Origin of the sequence: Corynebacterium sp. HMSC055A01 (assembly GCF_001809405.1) — a bacterium.
Classification (GTDB): domain Bacteria; phylum Actinomycetota; class Actinomycetes; order Mycobacteriales; family Mycobacteriaceae; genus Corynebacterium; species Corynebacterium hesseae.
Genome location: NZ_KV797553.1, coordinates 53,807 through 75,566, shown reverse-complemented (window position 1 = coordinate 75,566; position 21,760 = coordinate 53,807). Strand labels below are relative to the sequence as shown.

The window sequence follows — 21,760 nt, the reverse complement described above, 5'->3', positions numbered from 1 at the left end:
CCCGCGTTCTTAGCTGCGGGCAGCTACCCACTCGCTGACGGACTCTGCGATTCCCTCCGGAGTCAGCCCGAATTCCTCAAGAACCTCACCGCGGCTGGCGTGCTTGGGGAAACAGCCCGGCACGCCGAGTCGGTGCACGGGGGTATCCACATCGGCAGCATCGAGTGCTTCGGCCACCATGGAACCCACGCCGCCACGCAGGATCCCGTCCTCCACCGTGACCACGAGGTCATGATCCGCAGCCAGCGCGATAATGGATTGTGGGACCGGAACCGGCCAGCGCGGATCAACGACGGTCACGTTGAAGCCTTCGGCTTCCAACCGCTCGGCGGCCCCCAGGGATCGGGCACTCATGGCGCCGATGGAGACGATCAGAACATCCGTTGCGTCGGCCGCTGATTCAGCAGCATCGGAATAGCGCAGGATGTCGACGCCATCATCGAGGCGCTTGAGCTCCTCACAATCATCCAGCAGGTTGCCCTTAGGGAAGCGCACTACCGTCGGGCCATCCTCGATGGAAATTGCTTCATTGAAGAGCTCCCTTAAGCGGGCACCATCGCGCGGTGCGGCGATGCGCATACCCGGGACGATGCTCATCAGCGCCATGTCCCAGACACCATTGTGCGAGGGACCATCGGATCCTGTGACGCCGGCGCGATCGAGAACGATGGTGACGGGCAGCTTCAGCAACGCGATGTCCATGACCACTTGGTCCACTGCGCGGTTGAGGAAGGTGGAATACACCGCCACCACCGGGTGCATACCTGCCAGCGCCAGGCCGGACGCAGAGGCCATGGCATGTTGTTCTGCAATTCCGACATCGAAGAAGCGCTCTGGGAACTCCTCTTGGAATGGAGCTAATCCCGTTGGGCCTGCCATAGCGGCGGTTATCGCCACAATATCCTCGCGGGCATGGCCGGCCTTAATGAGTTCCTCGGAGAAGGCCGCAGTCCATCCCGGTTGCTTCTGTCCTTTGGACACACCGGTGACTGGGTCGATAGCCCCTGTGGAGTGCATCTGGTCCTTCGGCTCATTGACCGCTGGTGCGAAGCCGTGGCCCTTCTCCGTGACCGTATGCACGATGATGGGGCCGTCATAGTCGCGGGCGTATCTCAGTGCCCGGACCACGGCGTCGATATCGTGTCCGTTAATCGGACCAATGTATTTGATGCCCAGTTCTGGGAACATCTCGGTGGGCAGGACGGTGGACTTCACGCCTTCCTTGACCGCATGCAAAGCGTCAAAGGTGCGCTCGCCTACCCAACCCATGGACTTCAGGCGCTTCTTGCCCAGCGCCATGAACTCGTCATAGCCATGCTGCGCGCGGATGCGCCCAAGGTTTTCTGAGAGTCCGCCGATGGTCGGTGAATAGGAGCGGCCATTGTCATTCACGATGATGACAACGTTGCGGTCTTTATCCGCAGAAATGTTGTTGAGCGCTTCCCAACACATGCCACCCGTCAGGGCGCCGTCACCGACAACCGCCACAGCATTGCGGTGCGATTCACCGCGAATCTTGAAGGCCTTGGACAGGCCGTCCACCGTGGACAGTGACGCCGAGGCGTGGGAGGATTCCGTCCAGTCGTGCTCAGATTCCCCGCGGTCCGTGTAGCCGGACAAGCCGCCCTTCTGGCGCAGCGTATCGAATTGATCGGCACGGCCCGTGAGCATCTTATGCACATATGCCTGGTGGGAGGTGTCAAAGACGATGGGATCTCGCGGGGAATCGAAGACGCGGTGGATCGCCACAGTGAGCTCCACAACACCCAAATTAGGGCCAAGGTGACCGCCGGTAGCGGACACCTTCTCAATCAAGCGCTGGCGAATCTCCGCCGCGAGCTCACCCAGTTGCGTCTTGCTCAGGGCTTTGAGATCGCCTGGTGATTGAATGGAATCCAGAATGCCCATAGAGCTTGCCTTAAACCCCTTCATCGATCGTTTTCTTCTCTACCACCGTACCCGCTAACACACGTGACACGTCAATCATTGCCCCGGCAGCACTCGAAGCGAAAGCTATGCCACCTGTGCCGCGGGGACCAACAGCGCCAGGGTTTCAAAGTGGTGCGTTCCGGGAAAAGCATTCACCATTGCTAAGCGCTGTATGCGGTAGCCGCTCTCAGACCACGCGGCGATATCGCGGGCAAAGGTAGCGGGATCGCATCCGATGTGCAGAACGCGTTGCGGCGCTGCCTCAGCAATTGCGCCCACCACATCCCGGCCAGCACCGGTGCGCGGCGGATCCAAAACCACCGTCGTTGGCTTTGGCAATTGGCTCGCTACCTGCTCCACCTTGTCGGTGCGAAAGTGCACGTCATACTCTGCAAGACCCGGCTGTGCCGCCGCAGCCGCCGGCGAGTAATCGACGGAAAACACGGTGGTGTGCCCGCCCTGGGGCGCCGTGACTTCTGCCAGAGCAGGAACGAAAAGCCCTACCCCTCCATAGAGGTCCCAAGCCGCTGCGTCGACCGCGGATTCATCTGCGGCACTGCTTTCTCCCGCCTCCACAGCAAGCCACTCGCGTGCGAGACTGGTGTACACGTCGGGCGCGCCCACGTGCGCCTGCCAAAAAGCGGTGGCCGGGAAACGAAACTCGTGACCGTCGGCACGCTGCACGACGTCCTCGGTCGGGGCCTCGATTACTTCCCGGATAGTCTCTATGCGGCGGCCGCGCGGTGCTTTTCGCGTCTCGACGACGTGGCGGTTGCCATCGCTGTCCATGACCGCAATAACCTCCGCGCCAGGGCTAAAGGCCCGGGCACCAGGCCCTACGAGGCCCTCGACGAGGCCCGGCACGAGCTGGCTACACGCCACGTCTGTAATCAGCTCGGTGGACCCGCGCTTGCGCACACCGGCACGGCCTTGCTTGTCGACGCCCAGCCGTACCCTCGTGCGCCACCCGCGCTGCGGTGCGACATCGATAGCCTCAATCTCGGGCACGTCCTCAAGCCGGGCCACCCTATGTAGTTGATCGCGCAAGACGGCGGCCTTGATTCCTGGTTCCGCCGCAGGATCTAGCTCGGCGAAATCGCAGCAACCTGCACCGCGCTGTGCTGCGGGACACGAAGACTCGACGCGGTACTCACCTGGCTGGAGGACGGATATTATCTCAGCTTCCACGAAGGACTTCTTCGCCTTGGTAACCGTCGCCCTCACCTGGTCGCCCGGGAAAGCACTGGGGACGAAACACACGCGCCCGTCGGGCGCCTGACCGATTCCGACACCGCCGTGCCCCATGCGTTCGATGGTGGTGTCGAAGGACGCCCCTTTGACAACGCTTGAATCAGCAGCGTTGTGAGCACTCTCAGTCATGGATCCTCTCCTTGGTGTCTTCAGAGCTCTGTGCTCCTTCTACGCCCTGTGATTACTCCACTGCGGCGTTGGCACGGCGAACCATCCAGACGGTCAAGATGGTGACGATGCCGGTTAGCGGCCACCCCATGAGGATGCGAACGATGCCGAGGGTGGTGGTGGCATCGGCGTCGTAAAGCGCGCGCTGCACCACGAAACGGGCAATGAAGACCGCGGCCCAACCCGCCGTTGCCAAGGCATAGGCTCGCCGTGCCTTCGGCACGATTCGCCACCCCATGCCATCGCCGTTGAGGCCTTTCCACACCACGCCGACAAGCGGCCAGCGCACGATGATGGAGACAACCGCCACGATGAACAGCACGAGCGACATCCAAATTCCATAAAGGAAGTAGCCCTTGGCGTCTCCTGTAAACCACGCGATACCAGCGCAGATGGCGACACCCAGCAACCCGGAAAATGCTGGCTGCAAAGTTTCTTTGCGCGCCAAACGCCACAGGCTGATAGCCAGCGCCACACCGAGCGCTGCGGCCAATGCAGGCCCCAGGCCCCACATGTTGTTAACCGGAATGAGCACCAGCACGGGCAGGGTCGCAGACACCAGACCGGTCAGGCCTCCCATCTGTTCGAGCAGCGACGGTTCTGCCTCAGGCGCTGGGGTCGCTGCTGCAGTCTGTTGTGGTGTCTCAGTATTCGTGGAGTCCATGGAGGCCTCAGAGGCGGGCGTAGTGCCGTGTTCGGTGGTATCGCGCCCTTCGGGCATAGGGGTGGTCACGTGTTTCAACAATCCTTTTCGGTAGTAGCCGGGAGGGTCACGGCCAATGGCCTAGGGCGCGCTACTTGTTCTCGTGGTCGTCGAGATTGCGCAATTGTTCGCGAGCCTCGGCCTCCGCGCCGCTTTCGGCGCGCGCGGCATTATCCGCTGGCGCGGAGTTTTGAGCGCTGGATGGTTGCGCTGCCTGTTGCTGGCGCTCCTGAAGCGCCTGCTGGACTTGCTCAGCGAGCTGCTGCGGCAGCATCACGGGAAGTGAACTTCCAGCAAGAATTGGCTGCTCGCCGCGATAGATAAAGGTGCGCGCGACGACTTCGCGTCCCAGCTGCGCTAGCTCCTCTTCCTTGCCCGCAGGAGCGGCCAAGGTCAAACGGTACATCCACCGCGGCCCTTCCACACCAATGATTCGGATTCCGCCCTTATCACTGGTGCCGACGATTTCAGAACCCCAAGGACCATCCTCCGGATGCGCTGTAAACCCATCTGCTTCCAAACCCTTGACGATGTCCTTGGCAGATTCCGCCCACTGCCCCGGCGTGCGCGGCGCGGCGAAGGCCACGGGCGTCATGCGTCCGTGCGGCGTAAGAATGTGAAGCATACGCGGGCCGTCTGGGCCCATTTCCACCTGAACCTGCGAGCCCTTCGGCAGCGGGATGCGCATCGAGCCCAGGTCCAAAAGGCCGACGGAGAAGTCCTCGAAGTTGAACTCGGCGATATCCACGTTGTCGCCGTCGTAGGGGCCCATCTCACCGTTGATGGCGTCGTGCGCCACGGCTTTTACCCCGGCAACACCTTCGACGTCATCCTGATGCTCGCGGACCAGCCCTGCGCTGGCTTGTACAGGCCCCTCAGCGGTCGAACTTTCTCCGGCCCCCGTTGCCAAGCTCTCCGCCGACGCTGGTTCGGCCGTTGCTTCTTTTACTTCTTTGTCCGCGGCATCAGTGCGGACGGTGGTGTTCTTGTCCTGGCTTTCGTCCTTGCCAGCATCCTTCTTCTTTTTGCCAAAGGGCCACATCGCCATGGTTTTGCGCCTTCCTCATTCTGTGTCTTGTGCCGGATAACTTGTGTTTGTCGGATGTGGGGTTGCTCGGTATGGCCCGCTCACGCGCAGGCTTTGCCACGAGCAACTGATTCAGTTGACGCCAGTGGATCCATACCCGCCGTCGCCGCGAGCGGTGTCATCGAGTTCCTCGACTTCGCGGAAGCCCACGAGCTCCACTCGTTGGACAACAAGCTGGGCAATTCGCATCCCGCGCTCGACCTCAAAGGTCTTTTCGGGATCGTGATTAATAAGGCACACCTTAATCTCACCGCGATACTCCGCATCGATGGTGCCCGGCGTGTTGACCACGGAAATCCCGTGCTTGGCCGCCAAGCCCGAACGCGGGTGGACCAAACCTACCGTGCCCATTGGCAAGGCAAGAGCAATGCCAGTGCCGACGAGCGCGCGTTCTCCGGGGCGCAGAGTAGCGTCATGCGCGGCGTAGAGATCCGCGCCAGCATCGCCACGATGGGCTCGCTGCGGCAGCGGAAGCTCCTTATCAAGGCGCTTGATCTGAATGTCTCCGAATGGACTTACCGGATCTACAAGGGGGTGTTGCTCATTCACGCGGCCCAGCCTACCTTGTCCTCACCATCCCCTACCCCGAGGGATGGAGCTTTGTGCCGCGTCTACCGCGCTTACCCGGCACCTTTGGTTGCGTTGGGTTCTGCCCTTCCCCGACGACTAGACTCAGAGGCCATGACTTCGAATTCATCGCCTGTTTCCCCCACAGCGTCTGCTGAATCCCCCGTCATCCTCTATCGCGAGCGCCAATGGGTGCCGTGGTACTGGTGGTTCATGGCTGCGTTCGTCGTGGCGATTTCCACGGCCACGGTCAGCCTCAACCGCGGCATCATGTGGGTCATTATTCCCGCCATTCTGCTTAGTGCCATCGCCGTGTGGGTGCTAGTGACGTGGTCCAACACAGTAGTTCAAGTGGAGCAGGATGCCGATGGCACCCGGTGGCTCACCGTGAAGGACGCACAGCTGCCTAGCGATGTTGTCTCCCGCAGTACCGCGGTGCCGGCCACCGCGCGGCGTAATGCGCTGGGACCACAGCTCGATCCGGCTGCCTTCCTTGTCACGCATGGCTGGGTTCCTGAGCACGTCATGCTCGTCCTCGACGACCCAGAGGATCCCACCCCCTATTGGCTCATCGGCTCCACCAACCCCGAAAAGCTCCTCGCGGCTTTCCTTCCAGAACAGGCGGCAGCCGCCCAAGGCTAAGAGTCACGCACAGGATGAACTGCTGCGCTAGGCGCAGTCCATGCAGACTGGCTGCCCATCCTCTTCGTGGTCGAGGCGCTTATTGGATTGCACCAGGTAGCACACAGAACAGGTGAATTCGTTTTCTTTACGCGGCACGACGGTGACATTGAGCTCCTCACCAGTCAGGTCCACTGACGGCGGCTCAAAAGCCTCGACGATTTCACCATCGTCATCCATGCCGTTGTTATCGTTTTCAGCCGCCTTCAGGCCCTCGAGGGAATCGGTCTCAAGGTCGTCTTCTGCGCGGCGACGCGGTGCGTCGTAATCGGTGGCCATAATGCTTGCCCCTGTGAGTCAGATTGATTGGTACGTCTATTTATCGACGGCATCCTAAACCACGCAAGCCCCCGTGTCACACTCGCCCCGCGATGGGGGCACCAACCGCCCCACCCCTCTACCCCCTACCCTGCGAATTTTAATAGGATGAGCTGGGCATTCACCGTTCTTGGAGTGCTGGATATTTTTCTGAGTATCACTCCTCACACCCACCCACAATGCGGTCACTAATACGGGAGCGGCTGCAGTCACTAATACGGGAACGGCACAGTGCCGACTCCGCCAGCGATACGAAACTCACACTGTTGCCACATCAACGCCGCGCTCAACATAGACTGTCAGTATGACCGCGCAAGAAGCACAGCACCAGGACACGACATTGAGCCTTGAGCACCAGGGCCATTCCTTTGGCATTGATGTTGGGGGCTCCGGCATCAAGGGCGCCGAGGTAGACCTCGCGACAGGCGAGTTCGTCGGTGACCGTCTGAAGATCGCTACTCCCCAGCCCGCTACGCCGGAAGCCGTAGCAAAAGTAATTGCCCAAATCGTCGCCGAAAAAGGCTGGGACGGCCCCGTCGGAATCACGATGCCTGCTGTGGTGAAAGGCCAAGTGATTCGCAGCGCGGCGAATATTGATAAGTCTTGGATTGGCGTGGATGCGCAGGATTTGTTGAGCCAGTACCTCGACGCGCCCTTCACCGTGCTTAACGACGCCGACGCGGCCGGCCTCGCCGAAGTGGCCTACGGTGATGACATTGCACGTTCGGGCCCCGTCATCTTCCTCACCCTGGGCACGGGCATCGGCTCCGCATTCCTTCTGGACGGCCAGCTCTTCCCCAATACGGAGATTGGCCACCTTATCGTTGGTGAGAAGGAAGCAGAGCACCAGGCGTCATCCGCGGTCAAGGAACGTGAAGGTCTCAAGTCCAAGCAGTGGGCAAAGCGCGTCAACCGCGTACTCCACGAGTATGAGGCGCTGTTTAACCCTTCAGCCTTTGTGATCGGTGGCGGAATCTCCCGCAAGTTCGACAAGTGGGGCGAGCACCTCAAAATTGAAACACCGGTCGTTGCTGCTCAGCTCCGCAATCGCGCGGGCATCGTGGGCGCGGCAATGGCGGCGAAGGAAGGAATTCGCCCCTAATCTATATCGTCCCAGCGTTCCCTAGTTGACCCCAGTCACCGCCTGTTGACAAAAATGATCTATACTGGGCTGTCGATTATCGAATATCCAGCGGCGCGCCTCCCTCGCTCATCTCGGAGGCGGGCTAGCATCGGGGACTAGTCGCGACAAACTTGCGCGTCCCCATATTTTCCACTCAGAGAGCAAGTCGAAAGGGCGTACGTGGCAGCCACTGATTCTTCAGACCAGGTACTCGGCGAGGACAAGAGCGCCTCCGAGGCATCTGCACCTGCACAGAAGACCGCCAAGAAGACGGCAAAAAAGACCGCTAAGAAGACGGCCAAGAAAACCGCGAAAAAGACTGCGAAGAAGACCGCCAAGAAAACGGCTAAGAAGACGGCCAAGAAGGCAACAAAGAAAACTACTCGCAAGTCCGCCCAGAAGGCCGCGAAAAAGACGGCCAAGAAGACGGTGCGCAAGTCGGCGGCAAAGAAAGCAACCTCGCCGGAAAGCGCCGAGTCTTCGGAGGACCTCGCAGAGGATCAGACCGATGAGTTGGACGCCGAGACGTCCGATGACGCCGACATCGACTTCGATCCGGACAACGCGGAGATGGACGAGGACGACGAGTTCGGTGACGATGATGACGATTTGGAGGATGAGGACTCCGAGGACGAAGAGGAGGATGGCTCCTCCGTCTGGGATGAGGATGAATCCGCTGCCCTGCGTCAGGCCCGTAAAGACGCGGAGCTGACTGCTTCGGCCGACTCTGTCCGCGCCTACCTCAAGCAGATCGGTAAAGTCGCCCTGCTCAACGCCGAGCAGGAGGTCTCCCTGGCCAAGCGCATCGAGGCAGGCCTCTACGCTCAGTACCGTATGGACGAGATGGAGAAGGCTCGCGCCGAAGGCGACAAGGCCGCCAAGCTCTCCCCCATGGAGAAGCGCGACATGCGCGCCATCGCTCGTGACGGCCGCAAGGCGAAGAACCACCTCCTCGAGGCAAACCTGCGCCTCGTGGTGTCCTTGGCTAAGCGCTACACGGGCCGCGGCATGGCCTTCCTGGATCTCATCCAAGAAGGCAACCTGGGTCTAATCCGCGCCGTTGAGAAGTTCGACTACACCAAGGGCTATAAGTTCTCCACTTATGCCACCTGGTGGATCCGCCAGGCCATTACTCGCGCCATGGCTGATCAGGCTCGTACCATCCGCATCCCGGTGCACATGGTGGAAGTCATCAACAAGTTGGGCCGCATTCAGCGCGAGCTGCTTCAGGACTTGGGCCGCGAGCCCACCCCGCTGGAGCTGGCGAAGGAAATGGATATCACCGAAGAGAAGGTGCTGGAGATCCAGCAGTATGCTCGTGAGCCCATTTCCCTGGACCAGACCATCGGTGATGAGGGCGACTCCCAGCTCGGTGACTTCATTGAGGATTCCGAAGCGGTCATTGCTGTCGACGCTGTGTCCTTTACCTTGCTGCAGGATCAGCTCCAGGACGTGCTCACGACCCTCTCCGAGCGAGAGGCCGGCGTGGTTCGTCTGCGCTTCGGACTGACCGATGGCATGCCGCGCACTTTAGACGAAATCGGCCAAGTCTACGGCGTTACCCGCGAGCGTATTCGCCAGATCGAGTCCAAGACGATGTCCAAGCTGCGCCACCCATCACGCTCTCAGGTGTTGCGCGACTACCTGGACTAGGGAGAGCAGAAAGATTTCAGCGGCGAGGAGGTTTAACCTTCCTCGCCGCTTCTTCTGTGCTCTGCGCGCTCTATGCGCATTGGATGGCTAATAATTTGGCCCCACGACAAAAATCAGTGCCATGGAAACGAAAGGAGCAATGTAGCTCCAGCCCAAACCAATGAGCATTCCCCACACCGCCATGCCGGTCCCCCTGTGCTCAGGGCGTCGCCCCGATCCGAGAATGAGCGCAGCAACGCCAAGCCCTGCTGCACACCACCCAGTGATGGTGGTCAACATCGACAGTACGAAGCCAACGGGGCTGATGAGGAGTGTCAGCGCGATGTCGATAAGTGGCGGAACGATAGCGAAGCCCAGTGCCCATGGGGCGAGCGGGTTCGGAGTGGATGGCCTTTCATAAGGCACCGGCGCATAGGAACCCGCATAGGAATTCGGATAAGCCTGCGGGTACGGAGCCTGGTGCGGATCCGCTGCGTAGTAGTTAGGTTCCACATAGTCGGGCTGGGTCATAACTTCCCACTTTCGCGAAGACTCGGCTAGGTCACTGCCCGATAGCTTATGCGAAGGCAGCGGGCGCAATCCCCGCGTACGGGGGTCATTGCCCGCTGCTCATCGATTTCCCAGGCGCCTTAGCCGTCGAGCCCCAGCTCAATGCCCGTAGCAATCCGGTCAATGACCTCTTTATCAGCAGCGTCACCGCTGATAGTCACTGAAGCACCCTGACAAGCTCCAAGAGACATCAGCATCATTGCAGAGTCTGCTTCCACCTCTTCGCCATCAAAGGAGAGGACAATGACACCGTCTGCCTCTGCGGCCATCTCCGCGACCTTGGAGGCTGGACGGGCGTGAAGTCCCGCCTCATCAGCCACGGTCACTGTCAGCGAGTACCTATCTGGGTTAGTCTCGGGTTCCTGTTTATCCACTGGATCAGCGGCGGCAGACTGCTTCGGCACGAAGACCTCGATGGCCCGTTCCGCAGCTCTGACGACGGCCGCAAGGTCATCGCCTTGTTGGGCGGCGGTGGCTGCGGCAACGGCAGCCTCGACTAGTGGGGCATCCACAAACCGGACTTGTTCTTCATCAAGGAACTCAAGAACAGACTCAACGGTCATCGTGGCCGAGCCCAAGTCCGTGAGGACGACAACGCCGAGACCTTGGCCGAGGGCATGGCTGATGGCGCCTTCGATGTAGTCGTAGGAAGTTCCGATTCCGCCGTCTTCCAAGCCGCCGGCGGGAAGGATGGTCACATCAGCGGCCATTTGTCCGGCAAGCTCTGCTAGGCCTTCAGCGAGCTTGGCCGAATGCGATACAAGGACAAGCCCAACTCGCGGTTGTGTCATGTTTTATGCCTCCTTCGTTGAAGTCTCGGCAGCATCGGCAGCCGCGGCCAGGAACAGAGCCGAGGACGTAGCACCCGGATCCTTGTGCCCAGCAGAGCGCTCCCCAAGATAGGAAGCGCGGCCCTTCGTTGCCACCATCGGAATGGTATCCTCCGCGCCGGTTGCTGCGGCGTCAGCAGCCGCCCGCACAACCTCAGCGGGACTCAGCGCGGCATCCGCCGCTTCACGGGCAGCTCGTGCGGCCGGCGCCCAGGCGTCGACCATCGTCTTCTCCCCTTCCGCGGCCTTGCCGCGCGCAGTAATCCCCTCGAGTGCAGCCTCGATTAGACTGGCCACCGTGGGCGCATCAATCGCCCCGGAACCGGCAGCCTTAGACGCACGCAAGAAAGCGGTCCCTAGCAACGGCCCGGAGGCGCCGCCAACGGTGGACATGAGTGTCTTTGCCGTCAGTTTCAGAACATCAGCGACGGTAGAATCCTCTGGGGAGATTTCCGCGCCCATCTTCTCCACGACGGCGCGGAAGCCGCGATCGACGTTTTCACCGTGGTCGCTGTCTCCAATGGCGCGGTCAAGCTCGATGAGCTCCTCGCGGTGCTCATGCGCAGCTGCAGCACAATTATTCATCCACGCTAATGCCCAGTCGGTTGAAAGAGTTACATCATTTGTCATAGTTACACTCCTTGGCGTAGTGCGGCGGTGTGGCAGGGGGCGTCGAAAAGCGCAAGGTCTTCGTCGTCGGCGCGCATGACGCTCACGGAGCACCCGGCCATATCCAGACTCGTAACGAAGTTGCCCACAAGGGAGCGTTCAATGCTCACTCCCGCCTCCTTTAAGCGCTGAGCTACCCGGCGGTAAACCACGTACAGCTCAGAGGCCGGGGTAGCTCCCATGCCGTTGACAACGACGATGGTGCGCTCGCCTTCGCTCAGCTTAAGGTCTGCCAGGACGGGATCAAGCAAGTGGTCCGTTACGTCGTCGGCCGAAACCAGCGGAATTTCCTTGCGACCCGGCTCGCCGTGGATGCCCACGCCCAGCTCAACCTCGTCTTCCCCGAGGTCAAAGGAAGGCTTGCCCACATGGGGCACGGTGCAGGCGGAAAGCGCCGCACCCATAGTCGCGGTGTTTTCTACCACCTTTTTCGCCACAGCGGTCACTGCAGCGAGGTCATCGCCGCGCTCGGCCGCGGCACCGGCTAGCTTCTCCACCAAGAGGGTTCCGGCGACGCCGCGGCGACCGGCGGTAAACGTAGAATCCTCCACCGCGACATCGTCGTCGACGATGACCTGGCTAACTTCAATATCATCGAATTCAGCCAGCTCTGCCGCAGTATCGAAGTTGAGGACATCGCCGGTGTAGTTCTTCACGATGTAGAGCACTCCCGCCCCAGCATTAGCTGCCTCGGTGGCTGCTTGGATGGCGTCTGGAGTCGGCGAGGTGAACATAGCGCCGGGCACGGCCGCGTCCAGCATTCCATGACCAACGAAACCGGCATGCAAAGGCTCGTGCCCAGAACCACCGCCGGAGACAATAGCCACCTTGCCGTGTTCTTTCTTCTGTGCGCGGGCAATAAACAGCGGATCCGTGTTTCGAGTGACAATGTCACCGTGGGCTAACGCGAAGCCCTCTACTGATTCGGCTACTACGTTGTCCGGCGAGTTCATGAGCTTTTTCATCATCTTTCTCCTTAGGTTTTCCTTGGCCTAGAGCACTCTTCTCACAATGCTGCCGAGCCTACCCTTCGCCACCGGATACTGTGCCGGATTCTACTGCGTCCGCACAGCTACCACTTGCGTAGATAATCGATGCGCTCTTGCAACTGCTCAGCGTTACACAGCGCGGTAGGAGGTCCGCCGCAGGCCTTGCGCGCTTCGGTGTGGATGGCTCCGTGCGGGCGGCCGGTGCGCTGAGCGGTGATGGAGACCACCGTGTTGAGCTCCTTGCGCAGCGCGGAAATCTCATCCACCACGCCTGACTGGGATCCGGTGCTGCTTGCCGACGCCTCCGCCCCACGCTTGGGCGCATGCGGGGTGCCGTAGAGCTTGCGACGTTGTTCCTCCGCCGCCTCAGCAGCCCGGCGCGCCTTCTCCTCTGCCTCACGGCGATCCATCTCATCGGACTGTTTCTTGCGCAGGAGGTCCTTGACCTGGTCTGCGTCGAGAAGCCCGGGAATTCCGAGGAAGTCTTCTTCTTCGTCGGTGATATTGCCCGTGGTGAACTGCGAGCCGTTGTAGAGCAGGCCGGAGAATTCAGCTTCCGCGCCGAGGGACTCATAGGAAGGTTCGAGCATGTCCGGCTCGGACTTCTTCTTATTGGCGTCCTCAAGCAGCTCATCATCCCAGCCCTCCTTGTCGGGGTTCTTCTCCCCTCCGAGGACGTGGTCGCGCTGCTTCTCCATGTTCTCCGCCAGCCCCAGCAGGACCGGGACAGAAGGCAAGAATACCGAGGCGGCCTCTCCCGGCATGCGGGAGCGCACGAAGCGGCCGATGGCCTGAGCAAAAAAGAGCGGGGTCGAGGCAGACGTGGCATAGACACCCACTGCGAGGCGCGGAACGTCGACACCCTCGGACACCATGCGTACGGCCACCATCCACTCGTCGGTGGATTCGGAGAACTCTGCGATACGCGCGGAGGAACCCGGGTCATCGGAAAGGATGACGGATACCGGAGTGTTCGAAATCTGCTTGAGGATCTTCGCGTAGGCGCGCGCCGTCGTCGTATCGGTAGCGAGTACGAGGCCGCCGGCATCCGGCATGTTGCGGCGCATCTGCATCAGACGCGTGTGGGCAGCTTGAAGGACCGTGGGGATCCACTCGCCCTTCGGGTCCAGAGCAGTGCGCCACGCGCGGGCGGTCTGCTCCGGATTGAGGATATCGCCCAAGCGGGCCGCATGCTCCTCGCCGGCACTATCGCGCCAGCGGGACTCGCCGGAGTAACTGAGGAAGACCACGGGGCGCACGACGCCGTCGGCAAGCGCATCGCCATAGCCGTACGTGTGATCGGAGCGGGAGACCAAGTGCCCTTCCCCGTCCTCCTCGTAGCGCACGAAAGGAATCTGGGAATCATCCGAGCGGAAAGGCGTACCGGTCAGGGCGAGGCGGTGCTCCACGTCGTCATAGGCCTCGCGCACGCCGTCACCCCAGCTCTTGGCGTCGCCGGCGTGGTGGATCTCATCGAGAATCACCAAGGTGCGCCGGGCTGAGGCCACCGCGCGGTGCTTAAAGGGGTGCATGCCTACCTGGGCGTAGGTCACCACCACGCCATCCATGGCGGGGTTGACTCCAGAAGAGTTCGTGAACTTCGGATCCAGCGCGAGCCCCACGCGGGAGGCAGATTCAGACCACTGCACTTTGAGGTGCTCGGTGGGCACCACCACGATCACGCGCTCTACGGTACGGTCCGCCATGAGCTCTGTGGCCACGCGCAGGGCGAAGGTAGTCTTACCTGCGCCTGGCGTTGCCACCGCCATGAAATCCTTCGGCTTGGTGGCCAGGAACTTATCCAAGGCCGCGCGTTGCCACACACGCAGCGAACCATTATTGGCAAATCTTTGTGCTGGAGTCTGTGTAGACACGGTCAGCGACTATCCCCCTCTAGTTATCCCAACATCCCGCTCTTGTGAAAGTCTTCGTTTTACGTCGACGCAATACTAAGCGTCGACGGCACGCTTAGCGGCGGCGCAGGCTCTTATATACGCGCTCGCAGTCCGGGCACACGGGCGAACCAGGCTTGGCTTGCTTGGTGACGGGGAAGGTCTCACCACAGAGGGCAACGACGTACTTACCGTTGACCGCGGAATCGAGGATCTGGTTCTTCTTTACATAATGGAAAAACTTCGGGGTGTCGTCGTTGGTCGACGTATCCTCGCGGACATCAGGGCGTTCAATAGTCTTAGTCGTCGTACTCACGCCCACTATCATGCCGCATCGGTATCGAAGTTGGCGAGTCCTACCGCTACGCTGGTGAGCATGACCCCTTCGAACTCGCGCGATAACGTCCGCCATACCCCACGATCGGGGCGGCGGCGTGGGCGTCGATTCGGGCGCAAGGCTTATCTCATTACAACCGCCAAACTCGCTCCCGGCCAGGACCGGCATCGCCGCGAAGTTATCTACTCCATTTTGCAGTTTCTGCGCATCCCTTCGCTGCTTCTAGCTGGTGTCATGGTGTATGCCTGGCATTGGTGGATAGCCGCCGCCCTCGTCGTGGGCGTCACCTTCCCGCTTCCTTGGATAGCCGTGGTCATCGGCAACGGGCGGGGGCAGAAGAAGGACAAACGTGACAAAGCTGTGTATAAGCCCGCCCTTGCCCGACAGATGGCGCAGGCACAGCGCGAACAAATCACCAGCGGTGCTCACGGCGAACTTCCCGGCGCGCTCTCATCGGAGGATTCCCCCTCGGGCACGAACGCGGAGAGTTCAACGACCAACACAATTGAGCACGAAGATTAAGAAGTCACCGTTTCCTTCCCCAACTATCAAAGGATATTTTTGTGAGCACCCAACAGCCCTCCCCTTTCGGCCCGGCGATGAACCCGGACAACCCCATCGCAGACGTTGCGGAAGAACTAGCCCACGTCTTTACTGAGGCAGGGTTCAGTGCGGACGGTATCGCGGGACACCTGGGGCCGGAGTACACCGAAGCGCTACATCGCGGCGAGCCAGCCGCCGTGGCACTGGGAGCCAACGGTGATTCCCGCCTGGACCACCTCATCCGGATCTTCCTGCTGCACGAACACGTACCGGCCACGCTGCTTTCCGACGTCCTCGGCGCACGCCTAGCCACCCGGCTGCTCGACTGCGGCGCAGTGCTTACCGACGAGCACGGCACCGCCTACGTGGCTTATGACATTCGGCCACACGTCATCGTGGGTAAGAACCGCATCGTGTTTTCCGATGTTGATGCCTCCCTAGTGGATCACGTGCCCGGCCCCGAGCACGTGTTGGGGGTAGGCTCTGCCAGTCTTTCCCTCTTGCACTCGACCCCGACCACACCCGTGTCCTCAGTACTAGACCTGGGCACGGGTTCTGGCGTACAAATCCTTGGGCAACTGGAGTCTGCTGAAAGAATTGTTGCGACCGACGTTCACGAGCGAGCCCTCCACCTTGCCCGCGCTACCGTCGCTGCTGCAGGCGCAGAAAACCGTGTTGAGCTTCGCCAGGGTTCTTGGTTCGAGCCCGTGCAGCACGAGAGCTTCGACCGAATCGTTGCTAACCCTCCGTTCGTGGTGGGCTTGCCCGAGGTGGGCCACGTGTACCGGGATTCCGGCCTCAATCTGGATGGAGCAAGTGAGCTTGTCATATCGCAAGCTGTGGAGCACCTCAATCCTGGGGGCACCGCACACATTCTCGCTGCGTGGGTACACCAAGGCGACAAGTCTTGGCAGCAGCGGGTTGCCTCATGGCTGCCGGATACCGGCGTGGCCGCGTGGATCATTCAGCGCGATGTGGCGGACCCTGCGCTCTATGTTTCCACGTGGTTGAGCGATGAATCCGTGGATGTTCGCAGTGCTGAAGGCCAGGAGCGTTCACGCCGTTGGCTGGAGCATTTCCGTGATCATGATGTCACCGGCATCGGGTTTGGCTTCGTGGCTATCCAGCGCATCGCAGACGACGAGCCCTCCGATGTTTTGGCGGAGACCATGGCGCAGCCAGTCATCGATCCGCTCGGGCCCGAAGTGGAGGAATACTTCGCTCGCATTGAATGGCTACGCAACCTGGTGCCGGGTGAGCTGGAAACAAAGCATGTGCAGCTGCGCCCAGGTGTCGCCCGCGAAGACGTTTCACTGCCCGACACGGAGCTTGGCATGGGCTTTGAGCGCGCAGCATTACGGCTCAGCCGCACGGACGGTCCGCGCTGGCAGCATGACGTCGACGAGCACCTCGCGGCGATCGTCGCCGGGCTCAATCCCCACGGGCTGAGTATTGGGGAGACCATCGAGCTCTATGCCGCCGCGCAGGGCTTTGAGGAATCCGAGTTGGTCAGCGCCGCGCTTCCAGCCATTGTGGATCTCATCCGCCATGGGCTACTCATCCCTACGGAGCTGTTGGCATTTAGCAACACTGAGTAGCCCTCTCCCTCCCCCAAGTCCCTCGCGTTTGTCATCTGAGAAAGAACTCCTCCCCAGAAAGGTCGTGCACTCGATCCCATGCGTGCTGTCTTAACCCGCGTTTCCGAAGCAACCGTCACCGTAGACAACGACGTTGTCGGCTCTATTTCCTGCCCGGATACCGGCGGCGTCTTAGCGCTCGTCGGTGTTTCCCGCGAGGACGTCGCGGCAGGTTCTGATTCCGGTACTGCCGAGGGACCAACCTTGGAAGAGCGGATGGACACGATGGCGCGCAAAATCGCTGAGCTGCGCATCCTAGAAGGCGAGACGAGCGTGGCCGACAGCGGTGCGCCTGTTCTGGTGGTAAGTCAGTTCACCCTTTACGGGCGAACGGCCAAAGGCAGGCGCCCATCGTGGTCAGATGCCGCACCGGGTGAAGCCGCGCAGCCGGTTATCCAGGGAGTTGTCGCTCGCCTTCGCGAGCGCGGACTCACTGTGGAAGAAGGCCGCTTTGGAGCGATGATGCGCGTGTCCTCCGTCAATGAAGGACCATTTACCGTGATCGTTGAGGTCTAGCTTCGGCGCGCCTCCCCCAAAATGGCCTAAAACCTCTCGCACTTCCCGGGTGATTAAACATTTTTGGGGCCGTGGGAACTATCTGACGCGAAGGCCCGTTGTAGGGGATGAACCAAGCCGCAACTTAGGAGGCATGAGATGGCCACATCATCCGCTGCTAGCGTCCAAGACGAGGACGGACAGGAAGTTGACCGCGGCTCACGCCGTAACCAGACCAATGACAATCCCTCCGCGGACTTGGTCCGCGTTTACCTCAATGGAATCGGCAAGACTGCGCTGCTGAGCGCCGAGGACGAGGTTGAATTGGCGCAGACTATTGAGGTTGGCCTCTACGCCGAGTACAAGCTTGCCAATGCTGAGAAGCTAACTCGCGCGGAGAAGCGTGACCTGAAGATCTTGGCCCGCGAAGGTAAGAAGGCACGCTCCCACCTCTTGGAAGCAAACCTGCGCCTCGTGGTCTCCCTGGCTAAGCGCTATACCGGCCGCGGCATGCCGCTACTGGATCTCATCCAGGAGGGTAACTTGGGCCTGATTCGCGCGATGGAGAAGTTTGACTACGCCAAGGGCTTCAAGTTCTCCACATACGCAACCTGGTGGATCCGCCAGGCCATTACCCGCGGCATGGCTGACCAGTCCCGGACAATTCGCCTCCCTGTACACCTAGTTGAGCAGGTTAATAAGCTTTCGCGCATCAAGCGCGAGATGTACCAATCCCTAGGCCGCGAGGCTACGAACGAGGAGCTCGCAGAGGAATCGGGAATCGAAGAGTCCAAGATCGAAATGCTGCTGCGTCAGTCCCGCGATCCTGTCTCCTTGGATATGCCGGTGGGCACCGATGAAGAGGCTCCACTGGGAGACTTCATCGAGGATGCCGAAGCAACGGACGCCGAAACCGCCGTGGTTGCTTCCATGCGCCACTCCGATATCCGCTCCGTCATTGGTTCTTTGGAGGAGCGCGAGCAGGACGTCATCCGTTTGCGCTATGGCTTGGACGATGGGGTTCCGCGCACCCTCGACCAGATTGGCCGCAAGTTCGGTCTCTCCCGCGAACGCGTTCGCCAAATTGAACGTGAGGTCATGGCCAAGCTGCGCGAAGGAAACCGCGCCGATCGCCTCCGCGAATACGCACTCTAAATCTTTTATTCGAATCCTGGCATGAGCCATCGAGCCAGCTACCTGCTAGCCCAGCTGAAACAGCATTGTGGGCTTTGGCGGTCAGCGCTCGGTGGCTTTCGTCGTTCCACAAGGTCCCGCGAGGTTGCCGTGCCCCGTCGAACCCCGCCGGAGGCACAGCGCTGCGCGCTCAATACTTTCAATGAATGCGCTATTGTTTAAGATATTCTCTTAATACATCCTTATTACCGCGTCTAAACCTATGTGGCTACGCACCGCCCACAACGCAGAAAGGTAAGCCCACGTGAGGGACCTAGTTGACACCACGGAAATGTATCTGCGCACCATCTACGAGCTCGAAGAGGAAGGCATCACTCCCCTCCGCGCGCGGATCGCAGAGCGTTTAGAGCAGTCTGGGCCGACCGTATCCCAGACCGTGGCTCGTATGGAGCGCGATGGTCTGCTCCACGTGCGCACTGATCGCAGCCTCGACCTCACCCAACAGGGCCGCGAATTGGCAACCAACGTCATGCGCAAGCACCGCCTAGCTGAACGCTTGCTCACAGACGTCCTTGGACTGGACATCGACAAGGTCCACGACGAGGCCTGCCGGTGGGAACACGTCATGAGTGAAGAGGTAGAAAAGCGCGTCGTCGCGGTATTGGAGGATTCCTCGCGCTCACCATTCGGCAACCCCATCCCAGGCTTGGCACAGTTGGGCACGACCCCGGTGGAGCTCGACTTGGGAACCCGCGCCATCGACCTCCCCACGGGACAAGAAACTGAAGCCACCATCGTGCAAATCAATGAGGTGTTGCAGGCCGACAGCTCGACCTTCGATGATCTTTATTCCTGCGGAATCCAAATCGGTTCGCAGGTGACGGTGGTCAATGAGAGCGGAACCATTACGCTGACGACGAAGTCGGGCCATACTGTCGAGCTTGTCGACGATCTCGCCCACGCCATCCGAGTTAAGGAGAAGTAAGACGATGAAGCTGTTAGTTACCGGTGGTGCCGGATATGTCGGCAGTGTGTGCGCGGCAGTCTTGGTTGAAAAAGGCCACGACGTCACCATCATCGACAACTTCTCTACCGGCAACCGCGAGGCCATCCCAGAGCAGGCACGTCTCGTTGAAGGCGACGTCGCTGATGTCGCCCGTGAGGTGTTGTCTGAAGGTGGATTCGACGGCGTGCTGCACTTTGCGGCGCGTTCCCTCGTCGGTGAATCCGTTGAAGCCCCCGCTGACTATTGGCAACATAATGTCGTAACCACGCTGACGCTCCTAAACGCCATGCGGGAATTCGAGGTCACAAACCTCGTCTTTTCCTCGACCGCTGCAACCTACGGCGAGCCAGCGCAAGTGCCAATTACGGAGTCGATGCCTACGCAGCCAACGAATCCCTACGGCGCGTCCAAGCTCGCAATTGACTACATGATCACGTCCTATGCCACTGCCTACGGCCTTGGGGCGACCTCCTTGCGCTACTTCAATGTCGCCGGAGCCTACGGCACCATTGGAGAAAACCGCGAAGTAGAAACCCACCTCATTCCCCTCGTCCTGCAGGTAGCGCTGGGGCACCGCGACAAGATTTACATCTTCGGCGATGACTACAACACCGCCGACGGCACCGCGGTCCGGGATTACATCCACATCCGAGACCTGGCAGAGGCCCACGTCCTAGCGCTGGAGAGCAACGCCGCAGGAACGCACCGCATCTACAACCTTGGCTCCGGGGATGGCTACTCCGTCAAACAGGTCATTGAGGCCTGCCGCGAAGTAACCGGTCACCCCATCCCGGCTGAGCTTGCACCTCGCCGCGCTGGGGATCCCGCAACACTCGTGGCCTCTTCGGAAAAGATCAAATCCGAGCTCGGGTGGAACCCCAGCCGCACCGATCTGACCACCATCGTGACAGACGCGTGGAACTTCACCCAGCAGCTCGGCGAGCGGGCACATTCTGCGCATCGCTAGCCGCATCCTCTGAATGCTCCTCCCCTTCCCCTATAGCGTTTTCATAGGCTTTGAGGGCGCCTGTATGAATTGAGTCCCGAATCTTTTCGTGCAGGCCATGACGGTATGCCTGGCACAGGAGTGAGCCTAGGCGGTGGCTGGGAAATTCTTCCACGACGAGCTGCAATGCAGGACCCGCGAGGATATCCCACTCCTGTTCCAGCTGCGCCAGCGCAAAGAGAGTCAGCGCGTTTGCCCGCAACTCGCCGCCGAATGTCCGCGCCGCCGCCAGAAGGAGATGCGCTCCCTTTTCGCCCGACGTCGCGCACACGTTCACGACAAGGTCGCGCGTCCACGTCGTTGACAGCCACACAGCACAGGTTGCCAGCAGCTCACTGTCCTGCTCAGCCTCCTCCACCGACGCCACCTGGTGAAGCGCCCACCGAGCATCGTCGAGCAAGTGATCCAAGAGGTCCTTTCGTTTCTTTCCCCGCACAGCTGCTACCTGCGCACGATACTGCGTCGCCGTTTCTCGCGCTTGCCGTGCCAAGGCATCGGCTTCGGCAGCATCCAGATACTGGTTCCCTGCGGCAAAGACAGCAAAGAACTCCTCCCTATTGAGCTCCGGTACAACATTGTGGTCGACGCAAGAGCGCATCGAGGGGGCGTCGGTCAGCGCCGGTATTGTCCCCTCAACCCACTTCTTCATTGGCCCGCTTCCATCCGCGTTGACGGTTCCATGAAGCAAGACATAAGCCTCATGTTTGGTGATTTCCCGGGTATGCCACGCAGCGTCGACCTCCAGCCCGTCCTCGGCGCGGTCTAGGCCATATAGCCAGTGAGCCACCTCCCTGAGCTCGGTGAGGGGACGCTTCGAAATAAGGAATGCAAACACACCTTCGCGGGCGTGCTCGGCCAGTAACGGCGAGATGTCCGCTACTGCCCCTTGGGCATCAGCAATGTCGACGCGAGCAAGCGGGCCCATGGCTGGGCCTCGCGGGGTGGTATCGATAGCCATGAAAACCACCGATTCAGTGGGATAGAAGCCTAGGAGGCCAGGGATGTTTGCGAGGAGGTGACCTGGGGTCGTTATCGGTGGAGTGCGGTCTGTATGCGTTGAGAGTGTGTTCATACCTTGTAGCCTGAACCACACTTACCTCAGTTCGCTAGAGCACTAAGACCGTCCACGGCACATCTGTGGATAACGAGTCCGGGCTAGTGCGCAGTCCACTGGAAGTAGCCCGGTTTTCCAC

22 protein-coding genes are annotated in these 21,760 nt (G+C 60.5%); 9 read left to right on the top strand and 13 right to left on the bottom strand.

The window, feature by feature from the left end:
• Positions 1–9: 9 nt before the first annotated feature.
• The 5 genes from dxs to dut form a co-directional block, all read right to left on the bottom strand.
• Entirely contained in the window at positions 10–1,908 is a 1,899-nt protein-coding gene (dxs, locus tag HMPREF2604_RS03345) for a 1-deoxy-D-xylulose-5-phosphate synthase (RefSeq protein WP_070563203.1), read from the bottom strand.
• Between the two features lie 105 nt (positions 1,909–2,013).
• A complete protein-coding gene (locus HMPREF2604_RS03340) occupies positions 2,014–3,309 on the bottom strand; it encodes a class I SAM-dependent RNA methyltransferase (protein WP_070563199.1) in 1,296 nt (431 codons plus the stop codon).
• Positions 3,310–3,361: 52 nt separating this feature from the next.
• Entirely contained in the window at positions 3,362–4,012 is a 651-nt protein-coding gene (locus HMPREF2604_RS03335; protein WP_371440687.1) for a DUF3159 domain-containing protein, read from the bottom strand.
• A gap of 130 nt (positions 4,013–4,142) precedes the next feature.
• On the bottom strand, positions 4,143–5,099 hold the full coding sequence (locus tag HMPREF2604_RS03330) for a DUF3710 domain-containing protein (protein ID WP_070563194.1): 957 nt from the start codon (positions 5,097–5,099) through the stop codon (positions 4,143–4,145).
• Positions 5,100–5,210: 111 nt separating this feature from the next.
• Positions 5,211–5,687, bottom strand: coding sequence for a dUTP diphosphatase (gene dut, locus HMPREF2604_RS03325; RefSeq protein WP_070563191.1), 477 nt, complete (start codon positions 5,685–5,687; stop codon positions 5,211–5,213).
• Between the two features lie 132 nt (positions 5,688–5,819).
• Between dut and HMPREF2604_RS03320 the strand changes: the two genes are divergently transcribed.
• Positions 5,820–6,347, top strand: coding sequence for a DUF3093 domain-containing protein (locus HMPREF2604_RS03320; protein WP_070531297.1), 528 nt, complete (start codon positions 5,820–5,822; stop codon positions 6,345–6,347).
• A 27-nt stretch (positions 6,348–6,374) separates the two neighbouring features.
• Here the strand turns inward: HMPREF2604_RS03320 and HMPREF2604_RS03315 are convergent, their stop codons facing one another.
• A complete protein-coding gene (locus tag HMPREF2604_RS03315) occupies positions 6,375–6,665 on the bottom strand; it encodes a DUF4193 domain-containing protein (protein WP_070531301.1) in 291 nt (96 codons plus the stop codon).
• Between the two features lie 343 nt (positions 6,666–7,008).
• Here HMPREF2604_RS03315 and ppgK point away from each other — a divergent pair, with 343 nt between their 5' ends.
• A complete protein-coding gene (gene ppgK, locus HMPREF2604_RS03310; RefSeq protein WP_070531305.1) occupies positions 7,009–7,806 on the top strand; it encodes a polyphosphate--glucose phosphotransferase in 798 nt (265 codons plus the stop codon).
• A gap of 201 nt (positions 7,807–8,007) precedes the next feature.
• On the top strand, positions 8,008–9,480 hold the full coding sequence (locus HMPREF2604_RS03305; RefSeq protein WP_070563188.1) for an RNA polymerase sigma factor: 1,473 nt from the start codon (positions 8,008–8,010) through the stop codon (positions 9,478–9,480).
• A gap of 87 nt (positions 9,481–9,567) precedes the next feature.
• Here the strand turns inward: HMPREF2604_RS03305 and HMPREF2604_RS03300 are convergent, their stop codons facing one another.
• The 6 genes from HMPREF2604_RS03300 to HMPREF2604_RS03275 form a co-directional block, all read right to left on the bottom strand.
• Positions 9,568–9,990 (bottom strand): hypothetical protein, encoded by a 423-nt coding sequence (locus HMPREF2604_RS03300; RefSeq protein WP_070563185.1) that lies wholly within the window; start codon positions 9,988–9,990, stop codon positions 9,568–9,570.
• 119 nt (positions 9,991–10,109) lie between these two features.
• Positions 10,110–10,820, bottom strand: a complete 711-nt coding sequence (gene dhaM / locus HMPREF2604_RS03295; RefSeq protein ID WP_070563182.1) for a dihydroxyacetone kinase phosphoryl donor subunit DhaM — start codon at positions 10,818–10,820, stop codon at positions 10,110–10,112.
• Between the two features lie 3 nt (positions 10,821–10,823).
• Positions 10,824–11,489 (bottom strand): dihydroxyacetone kinase subunit DhaL, encoded by a 666-nt coding sequence (gene dhaL / locus HMPREF2604_RS03290; RefSeq protein WP_070563179.1) that lies wholly within the window; start codon positions 11,487–11,489, stop codon positions 10,824–10,826.
• Positions 11,490–11,491: 2 nt separating this feature from the next.
• Complete coding sequence (gene dhaK, locus HMPREF2604_RS03285; RefSeq protein WP_070563176.1) at positions 11,492–12,493, bottom strand: dihydroxyacetone kinase subunit DhaK; 1,002 nt, start codon at positions 12,491–12,493, stop codon at positions 11,492–11,494.
• Positions 12,494–12,600: 107 nt separating this feature from the next.
• A complete protein-coding gene (locus HMPREF2604_RS03280; protein WP_070563173.1) occupies positions 12,601–14,391 on the bottom strand; it encodes a DEAD/DEAH box helicase in 1,791 nt (596 codons plus the stop codon).
• Positions 14,392–14,485: 94 nt separating this feature from the next.
• Complete coding sequence (locus tag HMPREF2604_RS03275) at positions 14,486–14,737, bottom strand: DUF3039 domain-containing protein (RefSeq protein ID WP_012715089.1); 252 nt, start codon at positions 14,735–14,737, stop codon at positions 14,486–14,488.
• Between the two features lie 48 nt (positions 14,738–14,785).
• Between HMPREF2604_RS03275 and HMPREF2604_RS03270 the strand changes: the two genes are divergently transcribed.
• From HMPREF2604_RS03270 to galE, 6 genes are all read left to right on the top strand, one after another.
• Positions 14,786–15,268 carry a DUF3099 domain-containing protein gene (locus HMPREF2604_RS03270; protein WP_070563171.1) on the top strand — a complete coding sequence of 161 codons (483 nt, stop codon included), beginning with the start codon at positions 14,786–14,788 and terminating at the stop codon, positions 15,266–15,268.
• 77 nt (positions 15,269–15,345) lie between these two features.
• Complete coding sequence (locus tag HMPREF2604_RS03265) at positions 15,346–16,887, top strand: DUF7782 domain-containing protein (RefSeq protein WP_185963224.1); 1,542 nt, start codon at positions 15,346–15,348, stop codon at positions 16,885–16,887.
• A 78-nt stretch (positions 16,888–16,965) separates the two neighbouring features.
• Positions 16,966–17,442 (top strand): D-aminoacyl-tRNA deacylase, encoded by a 477-nt coding sequence (dtd, locus tag HMPREF2604_RS03260; RefSeq protein WP_070563166.1) that lies wholly within the window; start codon positions 16,966–16,968, stop codon positions 17,440–17,442.
• Between the two features lie 138 nt (positions 17,443–17,580).
• A complete protein-coding gene (locus HMPREF2604_RS03255; RefSeq protein WP_010190233.1) occupies positions 17,581–18,576 on the top strand; it encodes a sigma-70 family RNA polymerase sigma factor in 996 nt (331 codons plus the stop codon).
• A gap of 283 nt (positions 18,577–18,859) precedes the next feature.
• Positions 18,860–19,540, top strand: a complete 681-nt coding sequence (locus HMPREF2604_RS03250; protein WP_070521996.1) for a metal-dependent transcriptional regulator — start codon at positions 18,860–18,862, stop codon at positions 19,538–19,540.
• 4 nt (positions 19,541–19,544) lie between these two features.
• Positions 19,545–20,528 (top strand): UDP-glucose 4-epimerase GalE, encoded by a 984-nt coding sequence (galE, locus tag HMPREF2604_RS03245; protein WP_070521993.1) that lies wholly within the window; start codon positions 19,545–19,547, stop codon positions 20,526–20,528.
• Here the strand turns inward: galE and HMPREF2604_RS03240 are convergent.
• Entirely contained in the window at positions 20,485–21,639 is a 1,155-nt protein-coding gene (locus tag HMPREF2604_RS03240) for a DUF4192 domain-containing protein (protein WP_070521990.1), read from the bottom strand. The genes galE and HMPREF2604_RS03240 overlap by 44 nt on opposite strands.
• Positions 21,640–21,760 lie beyond the last annotated feature (121 nt).